At 60.8% G+C, this 21,453-nt stretch carries 24 protein-coding genes; 12 read left to right on the top strand and 12 right to left on the bottom strand.

Features of this window, described 5'->3' with window-relative positions; genetic code table 11:
• Positions 1-45: 45 nt before the first annotated feature.
• On the top strand, positions 46-561 hold the full coding sequence (locus tag NKF25_RS04350) for an acyltransferase (protein ID WP_253225477.1): 516 nt from the start codon (positions 46-48) through the stop codon (positions 559-561).
• An 8-nt stretch (positions 562-569) separates the two neighbouring features.
• On the opposite strand, the gene thiI is transcribed toward NKF25_RS04350, so the two are convergent.
• Together thiI and NKF25_RS04360 are read right to left on the bottom strand one after the other, a co-directional pair.
• The gene (gene thiI, locus NKF25_RS04355) at positions 570-1,739 is read right to left on the bottom strand and encodes a tRNA uracil 4-sulfurtransferase ThiI (RefSeq protein ID WP_253225478.1); all 1,170 of its coding nucleotides are present in this window, start codon (positions 1,737-1,739) and stop codon (positions 570-572) included.
• An 86-nt stretch (positions 1,740-1,825) separates the two neighbouring features.
• Positions 1,826-2,455: an RNA ligase partner protein gene (locus NKF25_RS04360; RefSeq protein WP_253225479.1), complete on the bottom strand. Its 630-nt coding sequence runs from the start codon at positions 2,453-2,455 to the stop codon at positions 1,826-1,828.
• A 454-nt stretch (positions 2,456-2,909) separates the two neighbouring features.
• Between NKF25_RS04360 and NKF25_RS04365 the strand changes: the two genes are divergently transcribed.
• The 3 genes from NKF25_RS04365 to NKF25_RS04375 all read left to right on the top strand — a co-directional run bounded on the left by NKF25_RS04365 (position 2,910) and on the right by NKF25_RS04375 (position 5,178).
• Positions 2,910-3,290, top strand: coding sequence for a translation initiation factor IF-5A (locus NKF25_RS04365; RefSeq protein ID WP_066141637.1), 381 nt, complete (start codon positions 2,910-2,912; stop codon positions 3,288-3,290).
• Positions 3,291-4,106, top strand: a complete 816-nt coding sequence (gene speB / locus NKF25_RS04370) for an agmatinase (RefSeq protein WP_253225480.1) — start codon at positions 3,291-3,293, stop codon at positions 4,104-4,106.
• 301 nt (positions 4,107-4,407) lie between these two features.
• The gene (locus NKF25_RS04375; protein ID WP_253225588.1) at positions 4,408-5,178 is read left to right on the top strand and encodes a Nif3-like dinuclear metal center hexameric protein; all 771 of its coding nucleotides are present in this window, start codon (positions 4,408-4,410) and stop codon (positions 5,176-5,178) included.
• Between the two features lie 3 nt (positions 5,179-5,181).
• Here the strand turns inward: NKF25_RS04375 and NKF25_RS04380 are convergent, their stop codons facing one another.
• The gene (locus NKF25_RS04380) at positions 5,182-5,463 is read right to left on the bottom strand and encodes a hypothetical protein (RefSeq protein WP_253225481.1); all 282 of its coding nucleotides are present in this window, start codon (positions 5,461-5,463) and stop codon (positions 5,182-5,184) included.
• 144 nt (positions 5,464-5,607) lie between these two features.
• On the opposite strand from NKF25_RS04380, the gene NKF25_RS04385 reads away from it, so the two are divergent.
• Positions 5,608-6,123 (top strand): cation:proton antiporter regulatory subunit, encoded by a 516-nt coding sequence (locus NKF25_RS04385; RefSeq protein WP_253225482.1) that lies wholly within the window; start codon positions 5,608-5,610, stop codon positions 6,121-6,123.
• Positions 6,123-7,340 (top strand): cation:proton antiporter, encoded by a 1,218-nt coding sequence (locus NKF25_RS04390; protein WP_253225483.1) that lies wholly within the window; start codon positions 6,123-6,125, stop codon positions 7,338-7,340. The genes NKF25_RS04385 and NKF25_RS04390 overlap by 1 nt, the downstream gene beginning before the upstream one ends.
• A 22-nt stretch (positions 7,341-7,362) precedes the next feature.
• Here NKF25_RS04390 and NKF25_RS04395 read toward each other — a convergent pair whose 3' ends face one another.
• The 4 genes from NKF25_RS04395 to NKF25_RS04410 form a co-directional block, all read right to left on the bottom strand.
• Positions 7,363-8,385, bottom strand: coding sequence for a lysylphosphatidylglycerol synthase transmembrane domain-containing protein (locus NKF25_RS04395; protein ID WP_253225484.1), 1,023 nt, complete (start codon positions 8,383-8,385; stop codon positions 7,363-7,365).
• Positions 8,386-9,026: 641 nt separating this feature from the next.
• A complete protein-coding gene (locus NKF25_RS04400; protein ID WP_253225485.1) occupies positions 9,027-9,416 on the bottom strand; it encodes a pyridoxamine 5'-phosphate oxidase family protein in 390 nt (129 codons plus the stop codon).
• A 124-nt stretch (positions 9,417-9,540) separates the two neighbouring features.
• Complete coding sequence (locus NKF25_RS04405; protein WP_253225486.1) at positions 9,541-9,858, bottom strand: hypothetical protein; 318 nt, start codon at positions 9,856-9,858, stop codon at positions 9,541-9,543.
• A gap of 198 nt (positions 9,859-10,056) precedes the next feature.
• Positions 10,057-11,685 (bottom strand): MFS transporter, encoded by a 1,629-nt coding sequence (locus tag NKF25_RS04410; protein WP_253225487.1) that lies wholly within the window; start codon positions 11,683-11,685, stop codon positions 10,057-10,059.
• Positions 11,686-11,912: 227 nt separating this feature from the next.
• Between NKF25_RS04410 and NKF25_RS04415 the strand changes: the two genes are divergently transcribed.
• Entirely contained in the window at positions 11,913-12,887 is a 975-nt protein-coding gene (locus tag NKF25_RS04415) for an amidohydrolase family protein (protein WP_253225488.1), read from the top strand.
• A 66-nt stretch (positions 12,888-12,953) separates the two neighbouring features.
• Here the strand turns inward: NKF25_RS04415 and NKF25_RS04420 are convergent, their stop codons facing one another.
• Positions 12,954-13,955, bottom strand: a complete 1,002-nt coding sequence (locus NKF25_RS04420; RefSeq protein ID WP_253225489.1) for an intradiol ring-cleavage dioxygenase — start codon at positions 13,953-13,955, stop codon at positions 12,954-12,956.
• Positions 13,956-14,224: 269 nt separating this feature from the next.
• On the opposite strand from NKF25_RS04420, the gene NKF25_RS04425 reads away from it, so the two are divergent.
• The 4 genes from NKF25_RS04425 to NKF25_RS04440 all read left to right on the top strand — a co-directional run bounded on the left by NKF25_RS04425 (position 14,225) and on the right by NKF25_RS04440 (position 17,345).
• Positions 14,225-15,067 (top strand): ion transporter, encoded by an 843-nt coding sequence (locus NKF25_RS04425; RefSeq protein WP_253225490.1) that lies wholly within the window; start codon positions 14,225-14,227, stop codon positions 15,065-15,067.
• A 162-nt stretch (positions 15,068-15,229) separates the two neighbouring features.
• Complete coding sequence (locus NKF25_RS04430; protein WP_253225491.1) at positions 15,230-16,057, top strand: polysaccharide deacetylase; 828 nt, start codon at positions 15,230-15,232, stop codon at positions 16,055-16,057.
• Between the two features lie 165 nt (positions 16,058-16,222).
• Positions 16,223-16,927, top strand: coding sequence for a CARDB domain-containing protein (locus NKF25_RS04435; RefSeq protein WP_253225492.1), 705 nt, complete (start codon positions 16,223-16,225; stop codon positions 16,925-16,927).
• Between the two features lie 223 nt (positions 16,928-17,150).
• Complete coding sequence (locus NKF25_RS04440; RefSeq protein WP_007977946.1) at positions 17,151-17,345, top strand: cold shock domain-containing protein; 195 nt, start codon at positions 17,151-17,153, stop codon at positions 17,343-17,345.
• A gap of 79 nt (positions 17,346-17,424) precedes the next feature.
• On the opposite strand, the gene NKF25_RS04445 is transcribed toward NKF25_RS04440, so the two are convergent.
• Entirely contained in the window at positions 17,425-17,793 is a 369-nt protein-coding gene (locus NKF25_RS04445; RefSeq protein ID WP_253225493.1) for a rhodanese-like domain-containing protein, read from the bottom strand.
• A gap of 181 nt (positions 17,794-17,974) precedes the next feature.
• On the bottom strand, positions 17,975-18,259 hold the full coding sequence (gene eif1A, locus NKF25_RS04450; protein ID WP_082837733.1) for a translation initiation factor eIF-1A: 285 nt from the start codon (positions 18,257-18,259) through the stop codon (positions 17,975-17,977).
• A gap of 216 nt (positions 18,260-18,475) precedes the next feature.
• Between eif1A and NKF25_RS04455 the strand changes: the two genes are divergently transcribed.
• Complete coding sequence (locus NKF25_RS04455) at positions 18,476-19,984, top strand: phosphoenolpyruvate carboxykinase (ATP) (RefSeq protein WP_253225494.1); 1,509 nt, start codon at positions 18,476-18,478, stop codon at positions 19,982-19,984.
• Positions 19,985-20,035: 51 nt separating this feature from the next.
• Here the strand turns inward: NKF25_RS04455 and NKF25_RS04460 are convergent, their stop codons facing one another.
• Both NKF25_RS04460 and NKF25_RS04465 read right to left on the bottom strand, forming a co-directional pair.
• Positions 20,036-20,254: a hypothetical protein gene (locus tag NKF25_RS04460; RefSeq protein ID WP_253225495.1), complete on the bottom strand. Its 219-nt coding sequence runs from the start codon at positions 20,252-20,254 to the stop codon at positions 20,036-20,038.
• Positions 20,255-20,404: 150 nt separating this feature from the next.
• A complete protein-coding gene (locus tag NKF25_RS04465) occupies positions 20,405-21,352 on the bottom strand; it encodes a TasA family protein (protein ID WP_253225496.1) in 948 nt (315 codons plus the stop codon).
• Positions 21,353-21,453: the final 101 nt, after the last annotated feature.

The following is a 21,453-nucleotide window of genomic DNA, read 5'->3' on the forward strand; positions in this document are numbered from 1 at the left end:
CAGCGGAGAGGTAGGTTCAAGCTATTTCGGACGAAAGCGGCGGGCGTGAGCGACGATACGACCCGGCGCCACGAGCGAATCACGCGCCACGAAACCCCCGGTGGCCTGAACTCCTTGCAGTACTGGGCGGACGCCCGGAGTCCACTTCGGGTTGCGATACAGTACATCGTCATCTGGCTCGTGCGTGTCAACCCGAGCCTACGACTGAAAAACTGGCTCCTACGCGGAATCGGCGTCACGATCGGCCGTGGCGTGTCGTGGGGGTTGGAATCGACGCCCGACGTGTTCTGGCCGGACCTCATCACCGTCGAGGACCACGCCATCATCGGCTACGACGCGACCATCCTCTGTCACGAGTTTTTGCAGGACGAGTATCGAACCGGCGAAGTCGTCATCGGCGAGCGCGCCATGATCGGCGCGAACGCGACCATCCTCCCCGGCGTCGAAATAGGCGACAACGCACGGGTCGCCGCCAACTCGCTCGTGACGCGGGACGTCCCCCCGGGAGCCACCGTCGCTGGCGTCCCCGCGACCGAGATGTCGAGCGACGACTCCGACTGACGCGGTACTTACAACTCGACGATTTCGACGTTCTCCGCCGCTTCCTTCGCCAGTTCGTACAACCCGTCAGGCTCCGCGTTGTCCACGATTTCGTGGGTCGCGTTGGTCTCGGGGTAATCGGGCGCGAGACGGTTACAGCCCGCCGGAATCGTGGATTCGGTGAAGGTGTCGATGCGGCGGGCGCGGGCGACGATGTCGCTCTTGTCCATCGTCAGGAGCGGACGGTGGACGGGCATGCTGGTCGAGGTGCTCACGACGCCCAGGTTTCGGGCCGTCTGGCTGGACTTCTGCCCGATGGCTTCGCCGGTGACGATGCCGTGGGCGGACTCCTCGTTGGCGATGTGCTCGGCCACGCGGTACATGAACCGCCGGAAGACGAGCATGCGGGCGGGACCGACCTCCTCGCCGAGGAGGTTCATGGCTTCGCCTGCGGGAACCTTCCGGACGCGCATGTCCTGGTTGGGGGCGTATCTGGCGAGCTTTCGGACGGTTTCGATGGCCCGGGCTTGGTGGTCGATGCCGCCGTAGTCCCCCAAATCGAGGTAGATGGGGACGATGGGACTGCCGCGCTTCATCACTTCCCACGTCGCCACGGGGGAATCGATGCCGCCGCTGACGAGCGAGACGAGTTTCGTCTGGGTGCCGAGCGGGAGGCCGCCGGGGCCGTCGCGCTTTTCCAGGAAGACGAAGGCGTCCGAGTCGCGCACTTCGACGAAGAACGTGATGTCGGGATCATCCAGATCGACTTCCGGGTCCTCCACGGCGTTCCAGACCGCCGTACCGCCCTCTCGTTCGAGTTCCGTGCTGGTGAACGGGTGGTCCTTGGTGGCCCGTCGGGCGCGGACAGCGAAGGTGCCGCCGTCGTACTGCTCGCGTGCCGCGTTGGCCAGCGTCTCCTCGATGACCTCCTGTTCCGGCGAGACGACCACGGCGGGGCTGGCGGACTGTACACCAAAGGTGTCCGCTGCGGCGGTCGTCGCCTCCTCGACGTTAGCTTCGGTCGTGTGGACCAGTAGGCGCGACCAGCGTCGCTCGACTTCGGCGTCGATATCCCTCGTTTCGAGTATCGCGGCGATGTTGTCCCGAAGCCGCTTTTCCATCTCGGTCTGCACTTTCCCACTCTTCACGCCCACGTCACCGTGCCGGACGAGGACGGTGTCGGCTCCCGACGGATGCATAGCCGGGCATAACAGTGGGCCGGATAAACGACTGTCGAAGGCGTATGGGGCGTCGATGTCGCCGGACACGGCCGCTGTTCCCCTTTTCACACACGTTCGCTGGCGTCGAGATACGAATCGAGTAACGCTGGGAAGTCCCTGCCACGAAGGTATCGCAGGCCGAAATCCTCGGCCCAATTGACGATGCCCGTGTCCTCGGTGACGACGCCCGCATCGAGTTCTCGGGCGAGGATGAGCAGGTCGAAATCCTCGCGGGAGTCCAGGACGCCACGACGGAGGGTCGAGCGGTACTGGCTACGCAGGTCGGAGATGACGGACCCGACGTTGGTGTGACCGTCCTCGGACGCCTCGCGGACGGCGTTTTCGGAGACGCGTAGCCCTTTGTCCACGCGCCCGCTCATCTCGTCGATGAACCGGTAGACGAGTTCGGCGGGGATCATCACCTCGAAGCGGGCGGGATTCTTCTTGATGACCCACGTTTCGAGCTTCGAGACGGTCGTTTCGGACACGTCGCGCTCTTCGAGGATGCTGGTGAGTTCGTCGTGGACGGACGGCGGCATGTAACAGGAGATGTTGAGCACGAGTTTCGCGGTGGCGATGGAGTCGAGGAGACGGTCGAGTCCGTCTTCCAACCCCTCGTCTTCGTCGCGGATTTCCTCCGAGAGGAAGAGTGACGTATCGAGGACGAACCGCTGTTTCAGCGGATGTTCCGGCATGAATGGCGATACGCGTGAGAGGGCAAAAACACTTCCATGTTATTTGTTCACGTATATCATGGCAGAACTTCTGAACAAGGTTCATAACGATAGATGACCAAGGTACAAATGTCGCTGGGACCACGGGAACACACCGGATGGCCCACGTCGATAAGACGTAGACGCGGAGCAAACACCAAGTCGTCGGTCAAACGACAACGAGGTCAACGCTCCGACGGAAAACCGAAGCGATGCAAAAATCGTCCGGAAGGACGGTCGTGAAGACCAAGTAACGGACGGCGTGAAAACGGCGTTCGTGAAACTGACGAGAGTCAGCCACGGTCGTATGCGTCGTGGAAAACGTTTCCCATCCGGGTTCTAATCGTGGTTCCTGCGCGTTTCTCGTACTTATAACCTCCCGAGCCAGCGCGCCATTTCCAAACGGTTTATACCGGAGGGAGCGCAATTCCGCGATATGGCGAAAGAGCAAAAGGAAGTCCGCGAACTCAAGGAAGGCAACTACCTGATGATGGACGATGCGGCGTGTGTTATCAAGTCCTACAGCACCGCAAAACCCGGTAAACACGGAAGCGCGAAGGCCCGTATCGAGGGCAAAGGCGTCTTCGACGACAAGAAACGAAGCATGAGCCAGCCAGTCGACGCGAAGATCTGGGTCCCGATCATCAACCGCAAACAGGGACAGGTCGTCAACGTCGAGAGCGAAACCGTCGCACAGGTCATGGACCTCGACACCTACGAGACCATCACCATCAAGACGCCCGAGGGAATGGGACTGTCGCCCGACGACACCATCGAATACCTCGAGATGGACGAACAACGCAAGATCGAACGCTAAATGTTTCCCGGCGCGTCTACTGACCGCGGACGAGCGGACTTCGTGGTGGTGGGTGCGCCGCTCGACGTATCCACCTCATTTCAGCCCGGTACACGGTTCGGTCCCGACGAAATCCGAAAGTACGCCCGAACCTTCGACGATTACGACCATCGAACCGGGCAGTTCTTTTCCGAACTCAACGTTCACGACCACGGCGACGTGTACGCGTGGGACGATGCAGAGGAGTATCTGGAGTACCTCGAAGGCGTCGTCACCGACGTCGTCTGGGACGACGCGTGCCCGTTGCTTCTCGGTGGCGAACACACCATCACGGGGGCGGGTGTCAGCGCCACCGAGCCAAACGTGTTCGTCTGCCTCGACGCCCACCTCGACTTGCGTGAGGAGTACGACGGCAATCCCCTCAGTCACGCGACCGTCACTCGCCGCGTCCTCGACACCGTCGACGAGGCCGTGATCATCGGCGCTCGAACCGGTAGCGAGGACGAATGGGAGCGCGCTACGAAATCGGACGTGACCGTCGTCCCGCCCGAGGAGGCGGCCGACTGGAAACCGGATTTCGACGAGGACGATAGCACGTACCTCAGCGTGGACATCGACGGTGCCGACCCCGCGTTCGCACCCGGCACCGGTACGATGGAACCGTTCGGTCTGTCCTCACGGGAGATGCGCGACGTCGTCCGCGCCGTCGCGGAAACGACGGACGTCGTCGGTTTCGACGTCGTCGAGGTCAACGACCGGGACGACGGCCAGGCCGCGACGCTCGGCGGAAAATTATTGCGGGAGTTCGTGTTTTCGGCGGCGAAGTGCGGCAACTAACGGACCTTTCTTTTCCCAAAAAGCGAGACTGAGGCGCAGTTAGAGCGCTCGCCGTACTTTGCGCATGATACGTCGTCGGAATCGTCGTGGGATTCGTCGCCACGTAGCCATGACCTTCCGGAACTTGCTCATATTCGTTCACCTCGGTATCGCTTCCCCCGATATAGGGGAAATGAACATCGCTCCCCCGCTGGCTTAACCGTGATGGCAGGTGAAACGGAAGGTCCGGACGACGAAACGAAACTGGAATCGGGACGTGCAAGCCGGGGCTTACAAACCGACGCCGACACGATACCCGTGCATGAACCTCGCCGAACTCACCGAACGGTACGACGACCGACTCCGAACCGATGACTTCGCCGACATCGACGCCAGCGCGAACGGGTTGCAAGTCGGGCCGAACGACCCCGAAGAAGTAGACGTCGAACGCGTCGCGTTCGCCGTCGATGCCGCCGAGCAGACCATCGAGGAAGCGGTGGAGCGGGACGCCGACGCGCTGGTCGTCCACCACGGACTCTCGTGGGGCGGCATCGAGCGCGTGACCGACCGCGACTACCGACGAATCGCGCCGCTCATCGAGAACGACGTGGCGCTGTACGTCTCCCATCTGCCGCTCGATTCGCATCCCGAACTCGGCAACGCGGCAGGGGTTGCGGATCTGTTGGGACTCGAATCGCGCGAACCCTTCGGACGAACGGGACCGGAGCACATCGGCCAGCAGGGACACGGCGACCTCACGCGGGCGGAAATCGGCGACGTCCTCTCGTCCGAACTCGACACGGGCGGGCGGGACGTCCAGCAGTTCGACTTCGGCCCCGAGGAGATCGACCACGTCGCCATCGTCACCGGAAGCGGCGTGGACTGGTTGGACGAGGCCGTCGAGGTCGGCGCGGACGCGCTCATTACCGGGGAGGGGAAGCAAAAGGTCTACCACGAAGCGCGTGAAGCGGGGCTGAACGTCTTCCTCGCGGGACACTACGCGACGGAAACGTTCGGCGTGAAGTCGCTCGAATCGCTCGCCGAGGAATGGGGGCTGACGACGACCTTCATCGATGCGCCGACCGGTCTGTGAGGACTATCCTTCGACTCGGTACTCGTCGACCGCCGCTCTGATTTCCTCCGCCTTCACTCGACCGTGGGCGAGGAACGGGGCGATCACCGAAATTTGGTATCGTAGCTTCGTGTTCGCCCCCGTCACTTCGTCCGTCTCCGACAGGATGGCGAGGAGCATCCCGCTCGCGTTTCGGTACTCTATCGAGTCGTCGACCGTCTTCGAGCGAAGACCCTCTACGGACTTCATGATGTGCTCGTGTGCGTCCTCCTTCTCTATTTCGAGGTAGGCCGTCGCGAAGGTCATCTCCGAGCTAGTGGGTTAGGTACCGATGGATATAGTTCGGCCGGGCGACGCGGCAACCTCGTCTCCAATGGTCGTCCGGTGTCGTTCGACGGCACTTCGAGGTAAAACCGAGGTTTATCTGCCTTCGCGGGATACCCACATCGTATGACGGTCTACGAAACCGACGTTCCCGGCGTCGGGAAGAAGTACGAGGTGGACACCGCCGATGGAACTCGGCTGGTAATCCTCCTGCACCACGACGGGAGACGTGAGATATATCTTCGCCCCGACGACGACGCGGACAGCGAACGGCTGTTTTCGCTCACCGGGAAACAGGCCCGTCAGGTCGGATCGATCCTCGAAGGGGCCTACTTCCAACCCGTCGAATTGGAGGACGTAACCGTACCGCTCGGTGACGCAATCATCGAATGGGTCGACGTGCCAGCGGATTCCGACGTGGTCGGGAAAACGCTTCAGTCGCTGGGATTGCGTAATCGAACCGGCGTCTCCATTATCGCGATTCAACGGGGGAAAGAGACGGTCCCGAACCCCGGTCCGGAGGAGACGATTCGATCGGACGACATCCTGGTTACGATCGGAACGCGGGAGGAACAGGCCTCCCTCGCTGGCCTCGTCGCTGCCGATCAGCCGATGGAACCCGACGACAACACGGGGTACTGATGGCCGATGTACTGCTCGTCGAAGTGGGTATCGCGCTGACGGCGATTGCCGTCGCGGGCGCAGTAGCCAATCGGATCAGTCTCTCCGTGATTCCGGCGTACATCGTCGTCGGCATCCTCATCGGACCACACGAACCGACCTCTATCGGGGGAATCTCCCTCCAACTCGTCCAGAATCGGGAAGTCATCGACCTGCTCTCGGAACTCGGTATCGTCTTCCTCCTGTTTTTCCTGGGATTGGAGTTCAGCATCGACCAGTTGCTCGGTGCACGAACTGAAATCGGGAAGATCGGTCTCGTGGATTTCGCCGTCAACTTCGGTCTCGGACTGGCGCTCGGCGTCCTGTTCGGTTGGTCGCCCCTCGAAACGCTGTTCCTCGCGGGTATCATCTACATCTCGTCGAGCGCCGTCATCACGAAATCGTTGCTCGAAAACGGCTGGATCGCGAACCCGGAAAGCGGTCCAATTTTGGGGACTCTCGTCTTCGAGGACATCCTGATCGCGATCTATCTCGCGGTTCTGTCCGCAGTCGCCTTCGGCGGCGGGAGTATCACGAGCGCCATCGTTTCCATCGGAACTGCGTTCGGTTTTCTCGCCGTACTGACGGCCGTCGCGTGGTATGGGACGGGGGTCGTCGAACGACTATTCTCGACCGAGTCGGACGAACAGTTCCTCTTGCGGATACTCGGGGTGACGGTGCTCATCGCGGGCTTCGCCCTCGTGAGCGGCGTCAGCGAAGCCGTCGCCGCGTTCTTCGTCGGAACGGCGTTCAGCCAGACGGGACACGTGGAACGAATCGAGCGAGTCGTCTCTCCCGCACGCGACCTCTTCGCCGCGGTGTTCTTCCTGTCCATCGGGTTGACGACGGACGTCACGCTCCTCCGGGATGTCCTCGGACTGTTGCTGGCCGCCATCGCACTTTCAGTCCTCGGCAAGATTCTCAGCGGTGTGGTTTCGGGGCGAACCTACGGACTCTCGCCGACGCGTTCGCTTCGAGTTGGCTTGGGGATGGTTCCGAGAGGGGAGTTTTCTCTGATTATCGCAACGCTCGCGGGCGGTGTCGGCGGTGTCGCGTTCCAGTCCGTGCTTCCCGCGTTCACCGTCGGCTACGTGCTGTTCATGAGCATCATCGGAACCGTGCTGATTCAGCATGCGGACCGGGTCACCGGGGCACTGGTTCCGCTCGTCGCCCGTCTCTCGAAAGGTGCCGATACGTGAGACGGCCGTTCGCTGCTTGCGGTCAGGCGGCCCGTTTTGCCGTGAGCGCCGCGAGCACGCTACCCCCGATGAGGGTCGGAACCCAGTAGATCAGTCCGCGGAAGATGACGACCGCCGCGACGACGATCGCCGACTCGACGCTCGTCGCCGAGGCGAGGAGCGCGACGAGAACCGTTTCGATTCCCCCTGCACCACCGGGGAGCGGAGTCACGCCAGCGATGGCGCTAATGGGAATCGCGAACAGCACGACGGAGAAGGAGATGCTGGTACCGATCGCGTAAAACGCCAGCCACAACGCACCCGCCTGAAACAGCCACCCGGCACCGGAAAACCCGAGCGCGATGGCGAGTCGTGTCGGACTCGCGGCGACCTGTTCGATAGTGCCGACGAAGTGTGCGATTCGGCTCCGAATCGACTCCTGACTGGGTGCCGAAAAGCGGGGGATGTAACCCGCGACGCGGTCGAGGAGGCCAGCAGTCCAGGCCGACACGCGTCGTTCAGCGGTTGCCCGGGAAGTCCACAGATAGTACCCCCCGCCGACGAGAACGACTCCGATCCCGCCGAGGAGGACGGCCGCGAACTTCAGACGCGACGAGAGCGTCAGTACGATGGCGTAGTAGCTGATCCCGACCGTTGCGAACACGAACGAGGGGACGAAGTTGAGGGTATCGACGCTGGCGATCGCCGCCAACCCGGTTTCGTATCTGGTCCCGGACGTCCGTGAGATGAGGTAGGCCGTGATCGGCTCACCGCCCGCTTGGCCGAACGGCGTCACGTTGTTCGAGAACGTCGCGCCCGAGAACAGGAAGAACGACCACGGGACGGACACCGAAACGTCCAACGTTCGGAGCACGGTTCGGAGCGATTGACTCCACGCGAACAACCAGCCAATCGTCGTCAACAACACCAGTCCGAGAACCGTTCGCCGTGCCTGTTCGAGCGCCGCGAGAACGGGGTCGATGTCGACGAACCAGAACAAGAGCGCGAAGACAGGAACGGTCAGAAGAAATCCGAAGAGGATTCTCCGCACGAGTGAACGATCCATACCTGCTGGGATGCAGGGGTCCAATATGACCCTTGTGGCATCCGATTGTCGATGACGGCGACGACCCCGAGGCGGGGTGCCCGAATCACTCGCCGGACATTGGTGGTTGGTAACACCCTTCATTGACGCGGCGACTTATCTGTAACTACACATTCGGTCACCTACAACTACGTCCCGTGTCGTCTGCAACTACTGTCTCATTCGCCTACAACTACCTCGGTGATGCTACTGATTTTTCGAGATGTATCGTACGATTTCGTCCAAAGAGGAGGTATTAAAAGGGGGGAGTGCGAGGAAACGGACGTGTCCTGCGGGTTTCAACGGCCCATGAGGACCGCCGGAACTATCGAGGTCACGTTCCGGTCTCGCCGGACACGGGCCGTCGCCGACCGGCCCCGATAGCCGAACTTCGGTTACGGCTAATCGAAGCGCCGCTGGTGCCCGACCTCGCACCACGCGCGCCCTCGTGGCAGTCGGCAACACCGTTTCTAACCGGCAAATCGAATCGCCTGTAGCCGCCAGAGCGGCGTATGAGCGACGACCACGACAGCGACGACCACGACAGCGACGACGGAGAGGGTGAAACCTCCGGAGCGATGGTCGCCGCCGCACGGAAACGGATCGAGTAGTGCAATCGAAAATCAGTAGCGGGTGAACGTCCCGGACCCGACTTCGATCCTCACGAGCGTGTTCTCCGGGTAAGCGTCCGTATCGGCACCGTACCGCGGGTTGATCCGTTCGGCGGCTTTCATCACTTCCTCCTCGTCCTCGACAACGGTGGCCGTCCCCTGCATCGTGACCTTCCACTCGGCATCCCCGGCGGTGTCCTTCTGAATCGAGAGTGCGACGCGCGGGTTTCTTCGGATGTTCGCTAGCTTGCGCCCGCTCGTGAGGATCGAAACGATCCCGTCCTCGTAGTGGTACCAGACGGGTGCGACGTGCGGTCGGTCGTCCGAACACGTCGCGAGGTGGGCCATCACGGACACCTCCGAGAGGAGCGTCTCGGCTTCGTCGGGGAGTACGTCTGCCATGGTTGAAAGGGAGGACGGGAGAAGAAAATAACTTCCTGCCGAACTGCTCCGGACGATTTCGCACCGCAATCCCCGATCACAGTGGCTCATCGGCTCAGTAGCTCATCGGCTACACGATGTCGTCCTACACGGGGTCGTCCGGGTCGTGGCGCGCTCGCATGCGCTCCGCCTCGTTCGCGTACCGATCACGTGTTTCAGCGTCGGTGACGGGCGTCAGCCGCTCCGATTCGACCGTGATGGCAGCCGTCACCTCCGGCCCCGGTCCTGACCTGAAGCGGTTGAACGCCCACTCCTTCTGCAGGTATCGAGACTCGTCCGGCGTCGCGTAGACGGTCACCAAGATGTGCGGCGAGTCCGCCGAGAACGTCCGTTCGACCATCCAGACCTGCTCGGCCCGCTGTTCCGACTCGGCGTGTTCCGATCCGGATTCGTCTGCGTGCATGGTCGAAGGTTCGTCTCCCGCGGTCTTGTACACCGATCGTAGTTCCCGTCGCCTGAGAACAGATCGTTCGACGGAAACGCTCTTTTCCCCGGTGTCCCTATCGGCGGATGGCCGATGACGAGAACGGCGTTCCGAACCGGCGTGGCGGCCGGTGATGACGAACCCTATGAGTGCCGAGGCCGAACGAGTATCGACCGTTCATTTCTCTCGTTCCTCACGCGTTTTACCCTCTGGTGATTCGGGATGGTCCGCTCCATTTTCGTCCCCCGGTATCTGCCGTGGCAGGAACGTCGATGCGACGAGTAGGAGTAACACGAACAGGACGAGGAGGAGCAGCGCCGCCCGTTGAGCGTCGAACATCGCGGCCTCGAAAATGCCGCGGAGTAATCGTCGTTGCGGAGGGGTGAGTTGACTCAGGACGTGTTGCTGTGTGGCTTTGGTCGCCGTCTCCGCCGCATCTTCGAGCGCGATCACCAATTCGTACCGCTGCTTCATCGAGAGCGTCACGTCGCGTGCTCGCAGGACGCCGTCGACGACGCTGCCGTAGAACCGTCCGAGAAGAAACGAGCCGACAACTGCCGTCCCCAGCGAAAATCCTATCGAACTGCTCACGTTCAGGACTCCGGACGCCTCGGCGGAGTCCGCGTCGGGGACGGCCGACATCGTCATGTTGGTGATCTGTGCCAGTATGAGTCCGACTCCCGCTCCATACAGCGCCACCGGAATAACCATCCTGCCGATCGTCTGACCGGGACCCGTCTGCTCGTACAACAGCACCAGTCCGAGGCCCATGGACACGATGCCGACCTGGATGAGCGTCTTCGGCGAGACGAACTTACGCCACCCGGGCGTAACCGTCGCGAAGAGGATCGACGCGAGGGAATACGGTAGCAATGCTATCCCGGTCTCGAAGGCGGTGTATCCGAGTACTGCCTGGAGATAGACCGGGAAGATGAACATGAAGCCAGCCGAGATTATCGACCGGATATTGTACGTGACGACTCCGGACAAAAAGGAACGGTTCGTCAGCACGTGCAGCGGAACGAGCGGGGATTTCCCGGCACGTTCCATTCGGCGTTCGTACTGAACGAACGCGGCGAACGAGAGAAATCCGACCCCGAGAAACCAAATCGTCGGTGACGTGCCGAACGGGTTGAATTGCACGTCGCCGACGAAAAACGGTCGCCTCACGAGTAACCACCCGTACTTCCCGCTGAGGAGGAATCCGGTGACGAGCGTCGTCGCACCGACGATGGACAGCGCTGTCCCGCCTTTATCGAGCGAACTGGGCGTTTCCGACAGTGGATTCGAACTCACGTACCGGACGAAGAAGAGAATAACCCCCATTCCGATGAGTTGGAGGGTAAACCCCCACCGCCAACTCGCGTACGTAGTCAGGGCACCACCGATGATCGGTCCAAGGGTCGATGCAACGCCGTTCACGCCAGCCAACAACCCGAACGCCTTCGCCCGGTCATCGTCTTCGTAACTAACGGTCAAGACGGTGAACGTCAGTGGAAGTAACACCGCGGCCGCGGCCCCCTCGATGAGCGACCAACCGATATAGAGGACCGTAGTATTCCAGCTAATCGCCGCCACCAGCGTCCCACCGGTATAGACGATCAGTGCGACTGCCATTACACGCCTGCTACTGTGCCGAGACGGCAGCGTTCCGGCCGGGAGAATCAGCGCAGCGATCACCAGCGAATAGAGTGAAACCGCCCCTTGAATCGCGGTGACCGAGGTATCGAACTCGTTCACCATCGTCGGAATCGCCACGTTCATCAGGGATGCATTGATGACCACGATGAACGTCGTCAGACTCACGGCGATCGCTGGCCCCCAGTATCGTACGACCGTTTTTACCTTCGTAGAGCGATGAGAACTCCCGCTGGAAGTGGACTCATCCGCGACCATACAACGGCCTACCACTTTGAGCTTGAAATAGCATGGACCCGGTGAGTCGTCGAGAGTCAAAGAGTGCCGAGGCCGCCGCTCCACTTCGAGAGCTGTGTGTGGTACCGTTTAACACTCTGGGGGCTGTACGGTGAGCGATGCGAACCATCGCGGTCGAAGAGCACTTCGTCGCAAGCGGTTTCGCCGAGAAGGGGGCGGGCAGCGACCCCGGAGAGGGGGACACATCGGAGACGTCGCTGACGAGCCGACTCGGGAATCTCGGCGAGGAGCGCTTGACGGCGATGGACGACGGGGGTATCGACGTGCAAGTCATCTCGGAAACGCAGTTGCACGGCGTGGAGTTGACGACCGAGGAGTGGACCACGCTCGCCGAGGCGGCCAACGACGAACTCGCCGACGCGGTTGCCGCCCATCCCGACCGATTCGCCGGGTTCGCCACGTTGCCGATGGCAACTCCCGAGAAAGCGGCCGACGAACTCGAACGGACCGTCGCGGAGCACGGGTTCGTCGGCGCGATGATCAACGGGACGACCGATGGCCAGTTCCTCGACCATTCGAGGTACATGCCGGTGCTCGAACGGGCCGCGGAACTCGACGTGCCGCTCTACATCCATCCCGGATTTCCTCCGGATGCGGTCGAAGAGGCGTACTACGAGGGGTTCGGATCGGAAATCGACTTCTCACTCGCCACCACGAGTTGGGGGTGGCACGCCGAGGCGGGACTCCACGCGTTGCGGTTGATCGCGTCGGGCGTGTTCGACCGCCTGCCCGACTTGAAAATCGTCCTCGGCCACATGGGCGAGATGATTCCGTTCATGCTCGACCGCATCGACGAGTGGCTCAGCCCGCTGACCACCGAACTGGAACACGACGTCCCGCACTACTTCCGCGAACACTTCTGGCTCACCACGAGCGGGATGTTCAGCCGAATACCGTTCAGGGCGGCGCTTGCGGCCGTCGGTGCCGACAACGTCATGTTCGCCGTGGACTACCCGTACAGCTCCAACGAGCAGGGTTGCCGGTTCATCGAGAACGTGGACGTTCCACGCTCGGACCTCGAAAAGATCACACACCGCAACGCGGAACGGCTTTTCGGGCTGTCAGAGGACTGAGACGCGACCGATTTTCGTGGTCATCCGACCGCAAACCCGTATTCGTCCGTCAGTAGACCGGGCCGACTATCCGTTCGTGGTCGTCTCGTTCGCCACCGTCCCGTTCGGGGCCGCAGAGCCGTTGGGTGGAGTCGACCCGTTGGGCGGGGCCGACCCGTTCGGTGGAGCGGAACCGTTGGGTGCAGTGCGCCCTCCCTGCGAACCGGACGCCGAGTCGTCCTCGTTCACTTCCTCGTCCTTGTACAGCGCGACGTTGAGCGTTCCGGAGTATCCCGAATCGGTCTTTGTGACGTCGAGCAGGAGTTGTGAAGCGCTTCCCTGCTGGAAGATGTTGTCGTCGGCGTTGCGCGTGTCGCGCTCGTCGCGTTCCGAGTACGGCTCTTTCGTGTACACCGTGTCGGTGAGGTCGTCGTCGAAGAACAACTGCGACGTGAACTCGTAGGCGTCGGTCGCGTCCTCCGACGAACGAATCTTGAAGTGGATGTGAACCGCCCGACCCGGATACCAACCGGGGTAGATGGTCGTGAACGATGCTCCGCCGTTCTCGTCCGTGCTCTGAATCCCGCGAAGGAAGTCCTTGCCCACGGTTCCCTGCGCTTGGACGTCGGAGTACACTCCGTCGACGTTTGCGTGCCAGACGTCGACGATGGCGTTCTCGAGCGGTTCACAGGTGTCGTCCGACAGGTCGTGCACCGTGAAGTCGAGGTCGAGGCGGATTCCCTCCTGCTGGTTGCCAGTCCCGGTGTCCGACCGGATGTCGGAGCGACGGAGGTTCTCGTCGACGTAGTACGGTCCCTCGGTGAGTTCCGTCATGGCGACGCACGCTGTCGTTCCGTCGCCCGTCGTGACGGTGGTGCTCGTCATGGTACCCGTCGCCGGGTAGTCCGAATCCGTCGTCGACATCGGGGTAGCGGTCACCGTCCCGGACGAACTGTTCGTTTCTGTACTCCCACTCGAATCGCTCGACGTCGAACAGCCAGCGAGAAACGCCAGCGCGGGGGCACCGCCGAGTGCGATGGCCTGTCTACGAGTGAGTAACCGACCGACCGGTTCATCGTCGTTGTCCATATTTCGACGTTGTCGGATTCGTATAAGGGAATTTGCCGAAATCACGCGAAAACGACCCGGAAGTCAGGCACAAATTCGTCCCATAACGGGGACGCCATGGGATGGAACGGCGTCCGCGACCTGCTAGTCGATTCGTCCTGTCAATCCGCAACGAATCATCCCTCCCTGCTACGAGACATCACAACCGGTACACACGACGTACTCCACTTGCCTCCAGAAACCGAGATAGCCGGTGCTATTCTTTTACCATCGGGTCTTTATTGCATCGTATGGGCAGTCGCGAATCGCCACGAGCACCATCCGATTTTCGTGATCGGGTGCAGTTTTATCTCGTCGATCACCGAACGCCGCTCGGGAAGGCGATCGACGTCTGGTTACTGGTATTGAACCTGCTGTTCGTCGGCGTCTTCGTCGCACAAACCTACTCCCTTTCGGCGATGGCGGAGGCGTGGCTGTGGCGACTGGAGGTCGGCATCGCGTTCGTGTTCGTGGTCGAATACGTGCTCAGGCTGTACGGCGCTCGGAACCGCCTCGCGGAGTTCACGAACCCGTACACGATGGTCGATCTGCTGTCGGTGCTCCCGACGCTGGCAGTGTTGTTCCTGCCCGCCTCGGTCGTCATCGTCAACATCGGGTTCCTCCGGGCCATTCGCGTCGTCCGGGTGCTTCGGTTCTACCGATTTACGGAGGACGACGAGTTCTTCTTCGGCACCGTGTCGGTCGGCACCCTTCGAACCATGAAACTCCTGTTGACGGTGCTGGTCATCTTCTTCGTCTCCGCGGGCCTGTTCTTCAGCGTCGAGTACCGGACGAACCCCGCCGTGAACAACTTCGGTGACGCGTTCTACTATACGGTCGTAACCCTCACAACCGTCGGGTTCGGCGACATCATTCCGACCACCTGGATGGGCCGATGGGTGACGGTAGCCGGGGTGCTCACTGCTATCATCCTCGTCCCGTGGCAGGCGGGAAAGATCGTTCGGGAATGGACACACAGGGGAAAAGTCAACGTCACGTGCCCCCAGTGCGGTCTCTCCTACCACGACCGGGACGCGTCTCACTGTAAAGCGTGCGGTCACGTCATCTATCAGAAGTACGATTCGCGGCAGTAGTGGGACCGAGAAACCGCATCCGGTACCGATCATCCGACCACCGCTCTCCGCCGACCCTTCCCCCTCGACCCATTCCGACGATTCACCAACCAATCCGACCAATCCAACCAACTCAATCAATCCGACCAACCCTTAACCTCCCACCACGAGACGGGGTACCCAATGCCCAACGCAACCGTCTGTTTGTGCTTCGACTTCGACGCAGTTTCGGGATGGATTCACGGCCATGGTGCGACCAATAGCCCGGTGAAACTCTCGCGTGGGCGCTACGGCGCTGCGGTCGCCGCGCCGCGTATCCTCGACCTGCTGGACCGACTGGACGTGCCCGCGACGTGGTTCACGCCGGGGCACACCATCGAGAGCTTTCCCGAAATCTGCGGCGAGGTACACGACCGCGGCCACGACATCCAGCATCACGGCTGGCATCACACGCCGCCCGCGAAGTTCGCGGACAGGGAGGGCGAGCGCGCCGACTTCGAGCGCAGCATCGAAACGATTCGGGACCTGACGGGCGAGAAACCGACCGGATATCGATCACCGTCGTGGGACTTCTCGGCGCACACGCTCGATATCCTGCAGGAGTTGGATTTCGAGTGGGACTCCAGCCTGATGGGTCACGACTTCGAACCGTATCGGGTGCGCGAACTGCCGATTGCCGACCCCGAAGAACCGTATGTGGCGGGTGAGGAGACGGACTTGCTGGAGTTCCCGGTGTCGTGGCACCGGGACGACTGGCCCTCGTTGCAGTTCACGCCCGGACGAAGCGGCAGGCCGCGGGCCGACGAGGAAGCCGTTTTCGACGGCTGGTACGAGCAGTTCGATTGGATGTACGAGAACGTCGAGGACGGCGTGTTCACGCTGACGATGCATCCGCAGGTGACGGGTCAACCACCCCGACTCCGCTATCTGGAGGCGTTCGTGGAGTCCGTGCGCGCGAAGCAGGACGTGGAGTTTGCGCTGCTGAACGATGTGGCTCGTAGAATCTTATAAGGAGAATGACTATTCTATGTTAATATCTTATTTTCTATATCTACTTCGGATATTCGGATGAGAAAGCATCCAAAGAGATTTGTATCGGTACTGACTCTAGCGCACGAATGAATCGATAATATCGATTTTAATAACTGTAGACAACCGTCTCCCCATCCAATAACTATGTCACGAAATCACGGCCGTATTCGTGCGGCCCTTCTGGTAGTAATCGCGCTGATGGTCGTCGTCAGAATCACGCCACCATCGGTGAGCGGTGCAAACAATATCGGCATCGGCATCAATGGGGAGGACGAGACGATGATTGCGCCGGGGGATTCGTACGTCCTGCGAGCCGACTCCCCGGGTTTGTCCACGTACGCCGTCGGTCTTCGAAACGAGGACCTCCTCTCCGTCTCGGGCGCGAGTCTGTCGGGTCCGTCCGGAACCGTCGGGGATTCCGTCACGGTCTCCGCAACCATCACGAACCGAGGTAACTGGATGGCGGACGAGACTGTCGCGGTGACGGCCAACGGGACGAACGTCGCGACTCGAACGATCACCGTCCCCGTCGGGGAAACGAAGACGATATCGTTCGGTATCACGCTCGATCACCCCGGGACCTACGACGTCGCGGTCGATGGAACGTCGGCCGGAACCCTCGTCCTCTCGGGCGCTACCGAAACGACGGAAACGAGTGGGGACGTCACCACGACCGAGTCATCGACCGCTTCGACTTCGTCTCGGACGACGGAGACGGTCGGGACGACCCACACGACGACGCTCCGCGACTCGTCGAAAACGAACCGGGACCGTCGTCCCAAAAGCTGGTCGTTCGTCGCTGTTGGTGCTCTCGTCCTCGCCGCACTCCTCGTGATCCGCCGACGGTGATCACGGGGCGGCGATTTCGTGAAACGACTGAATATGGTAACTGAGGATATTACGGAAGTCCCCGCTCATTGTGTTGAATCGGAATCAATGGCCTGAATAATCTCCTGCCTGTGGCCAGATGGCCACAATAGAGTTCCTAAAACGAATATGTATCTAAAAAACACTCGTTTTAGAGAACGAATGCAGAACCCTTAACCGTGTACCCCAATTGTGTATAGTTGTAATGGCAAACGGTAAAGTTGATTTCTTCAACGACACAGGCGGCTACGGTTTCATAGAGACGGACGACGCGGACGAGGACGTTTTCTTCCACATGGAAGACGTTGGCGGCGAGGACCTTACGGAAGGTACCGAGATCGAGTTCGACATCGAACAGGCCCCCAAGGGCCCGCGAGCGAAGAACGTCGTTCGCCAGTAAATAACGATTTTACACTGTCGCCACGTGGCGACAAGGTATACATCGATTTTTTTAGCGCAGTAGTATCCGAGAGCGACAGTTAGAACAGTCGCCAAAGTACCGACCGAAGCCGGTAGCCGAGCGACCCAGCTTGATAGCCGCGCCAACCGCTCATTCCCCCTGCGAGCGTACTGACTTCGTATCCCTCCTCGTCGAGAATACCGGTTGCCCGTTTTGCGACTACGCCCATCTTGCAGACCGTGACGATGGGGCTGTCTTGTGGAATCTTATCAAGACGGCTGCGGAGTGCGTCCTCGTCTCCCCCGCGTAAATCGTCGTACACTGGGATGTTACGACTTCCGTCGATATGATCCGACTGAAACGCTTTTCTCGGTCGAATATCGAGAACGTACGGCGCGTCATCGGCGTCGAGTCTGTCGTCCAGTTCGTCGGGTCTAATCTTGCTCATTATCCCCACAAATGTACCGAAGCGTTAAAGCCGTGACGTCATCGGGCGACGGTAGCGACTGTCGAACGTGTCGGTCGGTCACGTTTCAAATCGCACCGCTCGGTGCGAGCGGAGACCGCTGGAAAAATCTACACGTACTCGGAATCGGCGATTAGAAGTCCGTTTCAGTTCACCGAAGGGATCACTGGATGTGGCCTTCGCGGCGGAGTTGGTCCGCGTCCTGGCTGGTGTATCGCCATTCGATGTTGGCCTTCTCGTCCTGCCAGTCCCACGGTTCGATGAGGACGACGTCGCCCTCTTCGATCCAGGTTCGGTATTTCATTCGACCGGGAATCCGGCCCATTCGCTCTTTTCCGTCGTTACATCGGAGCTGTACGTGGTTGCCACCGTTGTGTTGGGTGACGACCGCGAACATCTCGTCCTCGTTTGGCATTCGGAGGTTCCGACGCCCACTTTCTTCACTCACAGGTGGAATAAGTAGCGGACACGGTTAAGTGGTAGGTGTCTTTCGATACCGTTTGACATGCAAACTGGATACTGAATCGGGGTGACCCCTCACCAAAAAGAGGATTATTTACTCGCATCCGAAAACACAATTCCGCCGAAATCGGCGTTATGAGGCCACTAAGGCGGCCGTACACCATACATAATTATACGTTCGTAGGTGGGCCGTACAACCACGATGTCAGACACTGGGCAGTCAGTCCAATCCCTGAAGTCGAAACTCCCGAATCCAATAACGGCGGACAACGTTCGCTACAACCCGTCGTTTTCGGAACTTCGTGAGTTTTCGCGGGAGTTGGAGACGACGGCCGAATTCGGTTCCGCGTCGTACGTCAGCCGCGAGCGATCGCGCAACTCGGACAAGACGAGAAATGCCGTTGACGAAGGATTCGACGCGGACGACTACGCACACATCGAGGACGCGGTCGAGTTCGCCAGAGAACACGAGATGCTCTGCGTGGACCGCTTGATGGGCCGCCACACTGACCACACCTACCGGTGCAGACTCTACGTTCCGAAGAAGTACGGCCGTATCGCCCTCGCGTGGGCGAACCTCTTCGAACCGGTCGAGGGGGAGGGTGAACCGGATTTCGTCACGATACAGGTTCCCGACTGGGACGAAATCGCCATTCGAGTCCTTCCCGAGGAGGGAATGACCGTCGCTCTCGGAAGTGACTACACCGGCGAGGCGAAGAAGTCCTTCCTCCGATTGTTCATGTTCCACGCAAAACGGAAGGGTGGCCTCGGACTGCACGCCGGAAGCAAGCGAGTGACGCTTCGAGACGAAACCGGCGACCTGCGCGATGTGGGGCAGGTGTTTCTCGGTCTCTCCGCGACCGGCAAGTCCACGCTGACCGCCCACGGTCTCTGGCTCGACGACCCCGAATCGGCGACGATGCTCCAGGACGACGTCTGTGCGTTGCTTCCCGACGGAAGCGTCGCGGGCAGCGAAGGTAACGGTCTGTACGTCAAGACCATCGGCTTGGACGCCGACGAACAACCCGCGATGTACGACGCCGTCACGCACGAATCCGCGGTCCTCGAAAACGTGGACGTGGACGACGACGGAACCGTCGATTTCGACAGCGACTACCACACCTCGAACGGTCGAGCCATCATCCGCCGCGACCAACTCTCGTCGTCGAGCGAGGACATCGACCTGGAGCGGGTCGACCAACTGTTCTTCATCACCCGCAACCCGACGATGCCGCCGGTCGCGAAACTGTCGCCGGAGGAGGCGGCGGTGGCGTTCATGCTCGGCGAGTCCATCGAGACCAGCGCGGGCGACCCATCGAAAGCCGGTGAGTCCATCCGCGTCGTGGGCACCAACCCGTTCATCATCGGATCGAGGGGCGAGGAGGGCAACCGGTTCCGCTCGCTCATCGATGACCTCGGCGTCGAAACCTACATCCTCAACACCGGACACCTCGGCGGCAAGGACATCGGCGTCACGGAGTCTGTGACGTTGCTCCGCGAGATTGCACGTGGGACGGTCGAGTGGACGGACGACGACGCGAGCGGACTCACCGTGCCGAGTTCGGTCCCCGGTATCGACATCGACGAGTTTTCGGTCGCCGACAACGTCGACGACCACGATTCGGAGTTGTCACGGCTCCGTACCGAGCGACAGGTCCACCTCGACACGTTCGAGGATCTGGATGAGGACATCAGGGACGCGGTTTACTGAGCCGAAAGCGACTGGAACCGATCCCGGTCGGTCGTCGCTTCGTGCGTGATTTCAGTTCAGCGTCTCGACTTCCTTCGTCAGGTCAGTCGGTTCGTCCACCGGTCCGTTGACGAACAGACCGTGACCGATGATGGCGACCGCGACGAGCGCCGCACCGATGACCGCCGCCGTCAACGAAACCGAAGTGAGGTAGCCGACACCCACACCGAGGAACATGCTGACGGCTATTCCGCCCAGTACGAGGTCGTAGTACTGCCACGTGTAGGCCATACGACGGATTTCTATCCGTAGACCCGAATAGCTAGGGGCCGAAATTCGTCGGTCGGGGACGAGCCGTCATCGTCCGCATCGTCCGATTATCTCGAAAACAGAAGGAAAGAATGGCTTCGAATCGACCGTTGCCACCGTTCGCCGCGTCGATCACGCGCTGCTGTTCGGTTTGCCGTCGTCCGGAGTTCCACCCAAAACCACGTCCTGCTCGGCGAGCGTCGGGAACGCACCCGATGCGTACTCGTCCGCCCACGGGTTCTCCGGATACTTGTCGTCGGGAGTGTCGTTGGGGTCGCGGAAGCGTTCTTCGGGGTTGTGCCGGGACTGTTCGGCGTAGAAATCGAAGTTGACCCGGATGCTGTCGCCCTGTATCTCGTTGCCGACGTCCTCGGGGAGCTCCCACCGAACCGTGACGTACTGGCACGTGCCGTTCTGGAACGGATCGATCGGCTCGCCGTCGGGATACGCACCGCCGACCACGTCGGGGGAGTCGCCGTCACGGACGCCGTCGAGCAGCACGGGGACGGACCCGTACTGCGGCGTCGTCGTTTGTGTCCCCTTGAGGTCGAGTGGCTTCTGGATATATCGGTCGTTCCAGAGGTTGCCCGACTCCGGACCGTCGCCTACCGTCGCGTTCTTGTTCTGGTCGTAGAACGTACGGAACTCCAGGTTTTCGTCCATCTCGCCGTAGCCGTTGGTATCCGCCCCTTCGGCTTCTTTTTCGGGGTCGTTTTGTCCGTTTTCTTGGGAGTGGCTGAGCCGACCGCGGAACCACACCCACGCCGGGTTGTCCACGTTCTCGATCGTGAACCGAATCCATCCCTGATCGCCGGGCTTGATGTCCTTGAACTCGATGCCGAGCTCCGTGTTGTCGGTATCCTGTGCCGGAACGACTTTGGGATCGACGTCGTTCCCGTAGTGATCGACTTCCCAGCCAATCTTCAAGTCGAGGTCGCCAGCAGTGAACGTCGCGTTGGTTCCTTCCTTGTCGTTCAGGAACGCCATCGTGCCTGCGCCGCCGAGCGCTGCCGCGACACCCATGCCGCCGATACCGAGAAGTACGTTACGCCGATTGAGGGAGAGTTTTTTATCTGACATTAGTTGTCTCCGTTCTTCGACACCCATCGTCGGTAGCTTCCGACGGTTTCGAGTCGAAGACGCAACCGACCCGATGACCTATCACCGTGTATATATATACT

This window comes from Haladaptatus sp. AB643 (assembly GCF_024136975.1).
GTDB lineage: Archaea > Halobacteriota > Halobacteria > Halobacteriales > Haladaptataceae > Haladaptatus.

Excerpts from the sequence above, each read along its gene's own strand:
- NKF25_RS04400 (WP_253225485.1), bottom strand. The coding sequence starts at position 9,416 with ATGGCAGACGTACTCCCCGACGAAGCCGAGACGCTCCTCTCGGAGGTG.
- NKF25_RS04440 (WP_007977946.1), top strand. The coding sequence starts at position 17,151 with ATGGCAAACGGTAAAGTTGATTTCTTCAACGACACAGGCGGCTACGGT.
- NKF25_RS04360 (WP_253225479.1), bottom strand. The coding sequence starts at position 2,455 with ATGCCGGAACATCCGCTGAAACAGCGGTTCGTCCTCGATACGTCACTC.
- NKF25_RS04430 (WP_253225491.1), top strand. The coding sequence starts at position 15,230 with ATGCCCAACGCAACCGTCTGTTTGTGCTTCGACTTCGACGCAGTTTCG.
- NKF25_RS04415 (WP_253225488.1), top strand. The coding sequence starts at position 11,913 with ATGCGAACCATCGCGGTCGAAGAGCACTTCGTCGCAAGCGGTTTCGCC.
- NKF25_RS04435 (WP_253225492.1), top strand. The coding sequence starts at position 16,223 with ATGTCACGAAATCACGGCCGTATTCGTGCGGCCCTTCTGGTAGTAATC.
- NKF25_RS04395 (WP_253225484.1), bottom strand. The coding sequence starts at position 8,385 with ATGGATCGTTCACTCGTGCGGAGAATCCTCTTCGGATTTCTTCTGACC.
- NKF25_RS04405 (WP_253225486.1), bottom strand. The coding sequence starts at position 9,858 with ATGCACGCAGACGAATCCGGATCGGAACACGCCGAGTCGGAACAGCGG.
- NKF25_RS04465 (WP_253225496.1), bottom strand. The coding sequence starts at position 21,352 with ATGTCAGATAAAAAACTCTCCCTCAATCGGCGTAACGTACTTCTCGGT.
- NKF25_RS04425 (WP_253225490.1), top strand. The coding sequence starts at position 14,225 with ATGGGCAGTCGCGAATCGCCACGAGCACCATCCGATTTTCGTGATCGG.
- NKF25_RS04375 (WP_253225588.1), top strand. The coding sequence starts at position 4,408 with ATGAACCTCGCCGAACTCACCGAACGGTACGACGACCGACTCCGAACC.
- NKF25_RS04455 (WP_253225494.1), top strand. The coding sequence starts at position 18,476 with ATGTCAGACACTGGGCAGTCAGTCCAATCCCTGAAGTCGAAACTCCCG.
- NKF25_RS04390 (WP_253225483.1), top strand. The coding sequence starts at position 6,123 with ATGGCCGATGTACTGCTCGTCGAAGTGGGTATCGCGCTGACGGCGATT.
- NKF25_RS04385 (WP_253225482.1), top strand. The coding sequence starts at position 5,608 with ATGACGGTCTACGAAACCGACGTTCCCGGCGTCGGGAAGAAGTACGAG.
- NKF25_RS04365 (WP_066141637.1), top strand. The coding sequence starts at position 2,910 with ATGGCGAAAGAGCAAAAGGAAGTCCGCGAACTCAAGGAAGGCAACTAC.
- NKF25_RS04445 (WP_253225493.1), bottom strand. The coding sequence starts at position 17,793 with ATGAGCAAGATTAGACCCGACGAACTGGACGACAGACTCGACGCCGAT.
- speB (WP_253225480.1), top strand. The coding sequence starts at position 3,291 with ATGTTTCCCGGCGCGTCTACTGACCGCGGACGAGCGGACTTCGTGGTG.
- NKF25_RS04460 (WP_253225495.1), bottom strand. The coding sequence starts at position 20,254 with ATGGCCTACACGTGGCAGTACTACGACCTCGTACTGGGCGGAATAGCC.
- NKF25_RS04420 (WP_253225489.1), bottom strand. The coding sequence starts at position 13,955 with ATGGACAACGACGATGAACCGGTCGGTCGGTTACTCACTCGTAGACAG.
- NKF25_RS04380 (WP_253225481.1), bottom strand. The coding sequence starts at position 5,463 with ATGACCTTCGCGACGGCCTACCTCGAAATAGAGAAGGAGGACGCACAC.
- thiI (WP_253225478.1), bottom strand. The coding sequence starts at position 1,739 with ATGCATCCGTCGGGAGCCGACACCGTCCTCGTCCGGCACGGTGACGTG.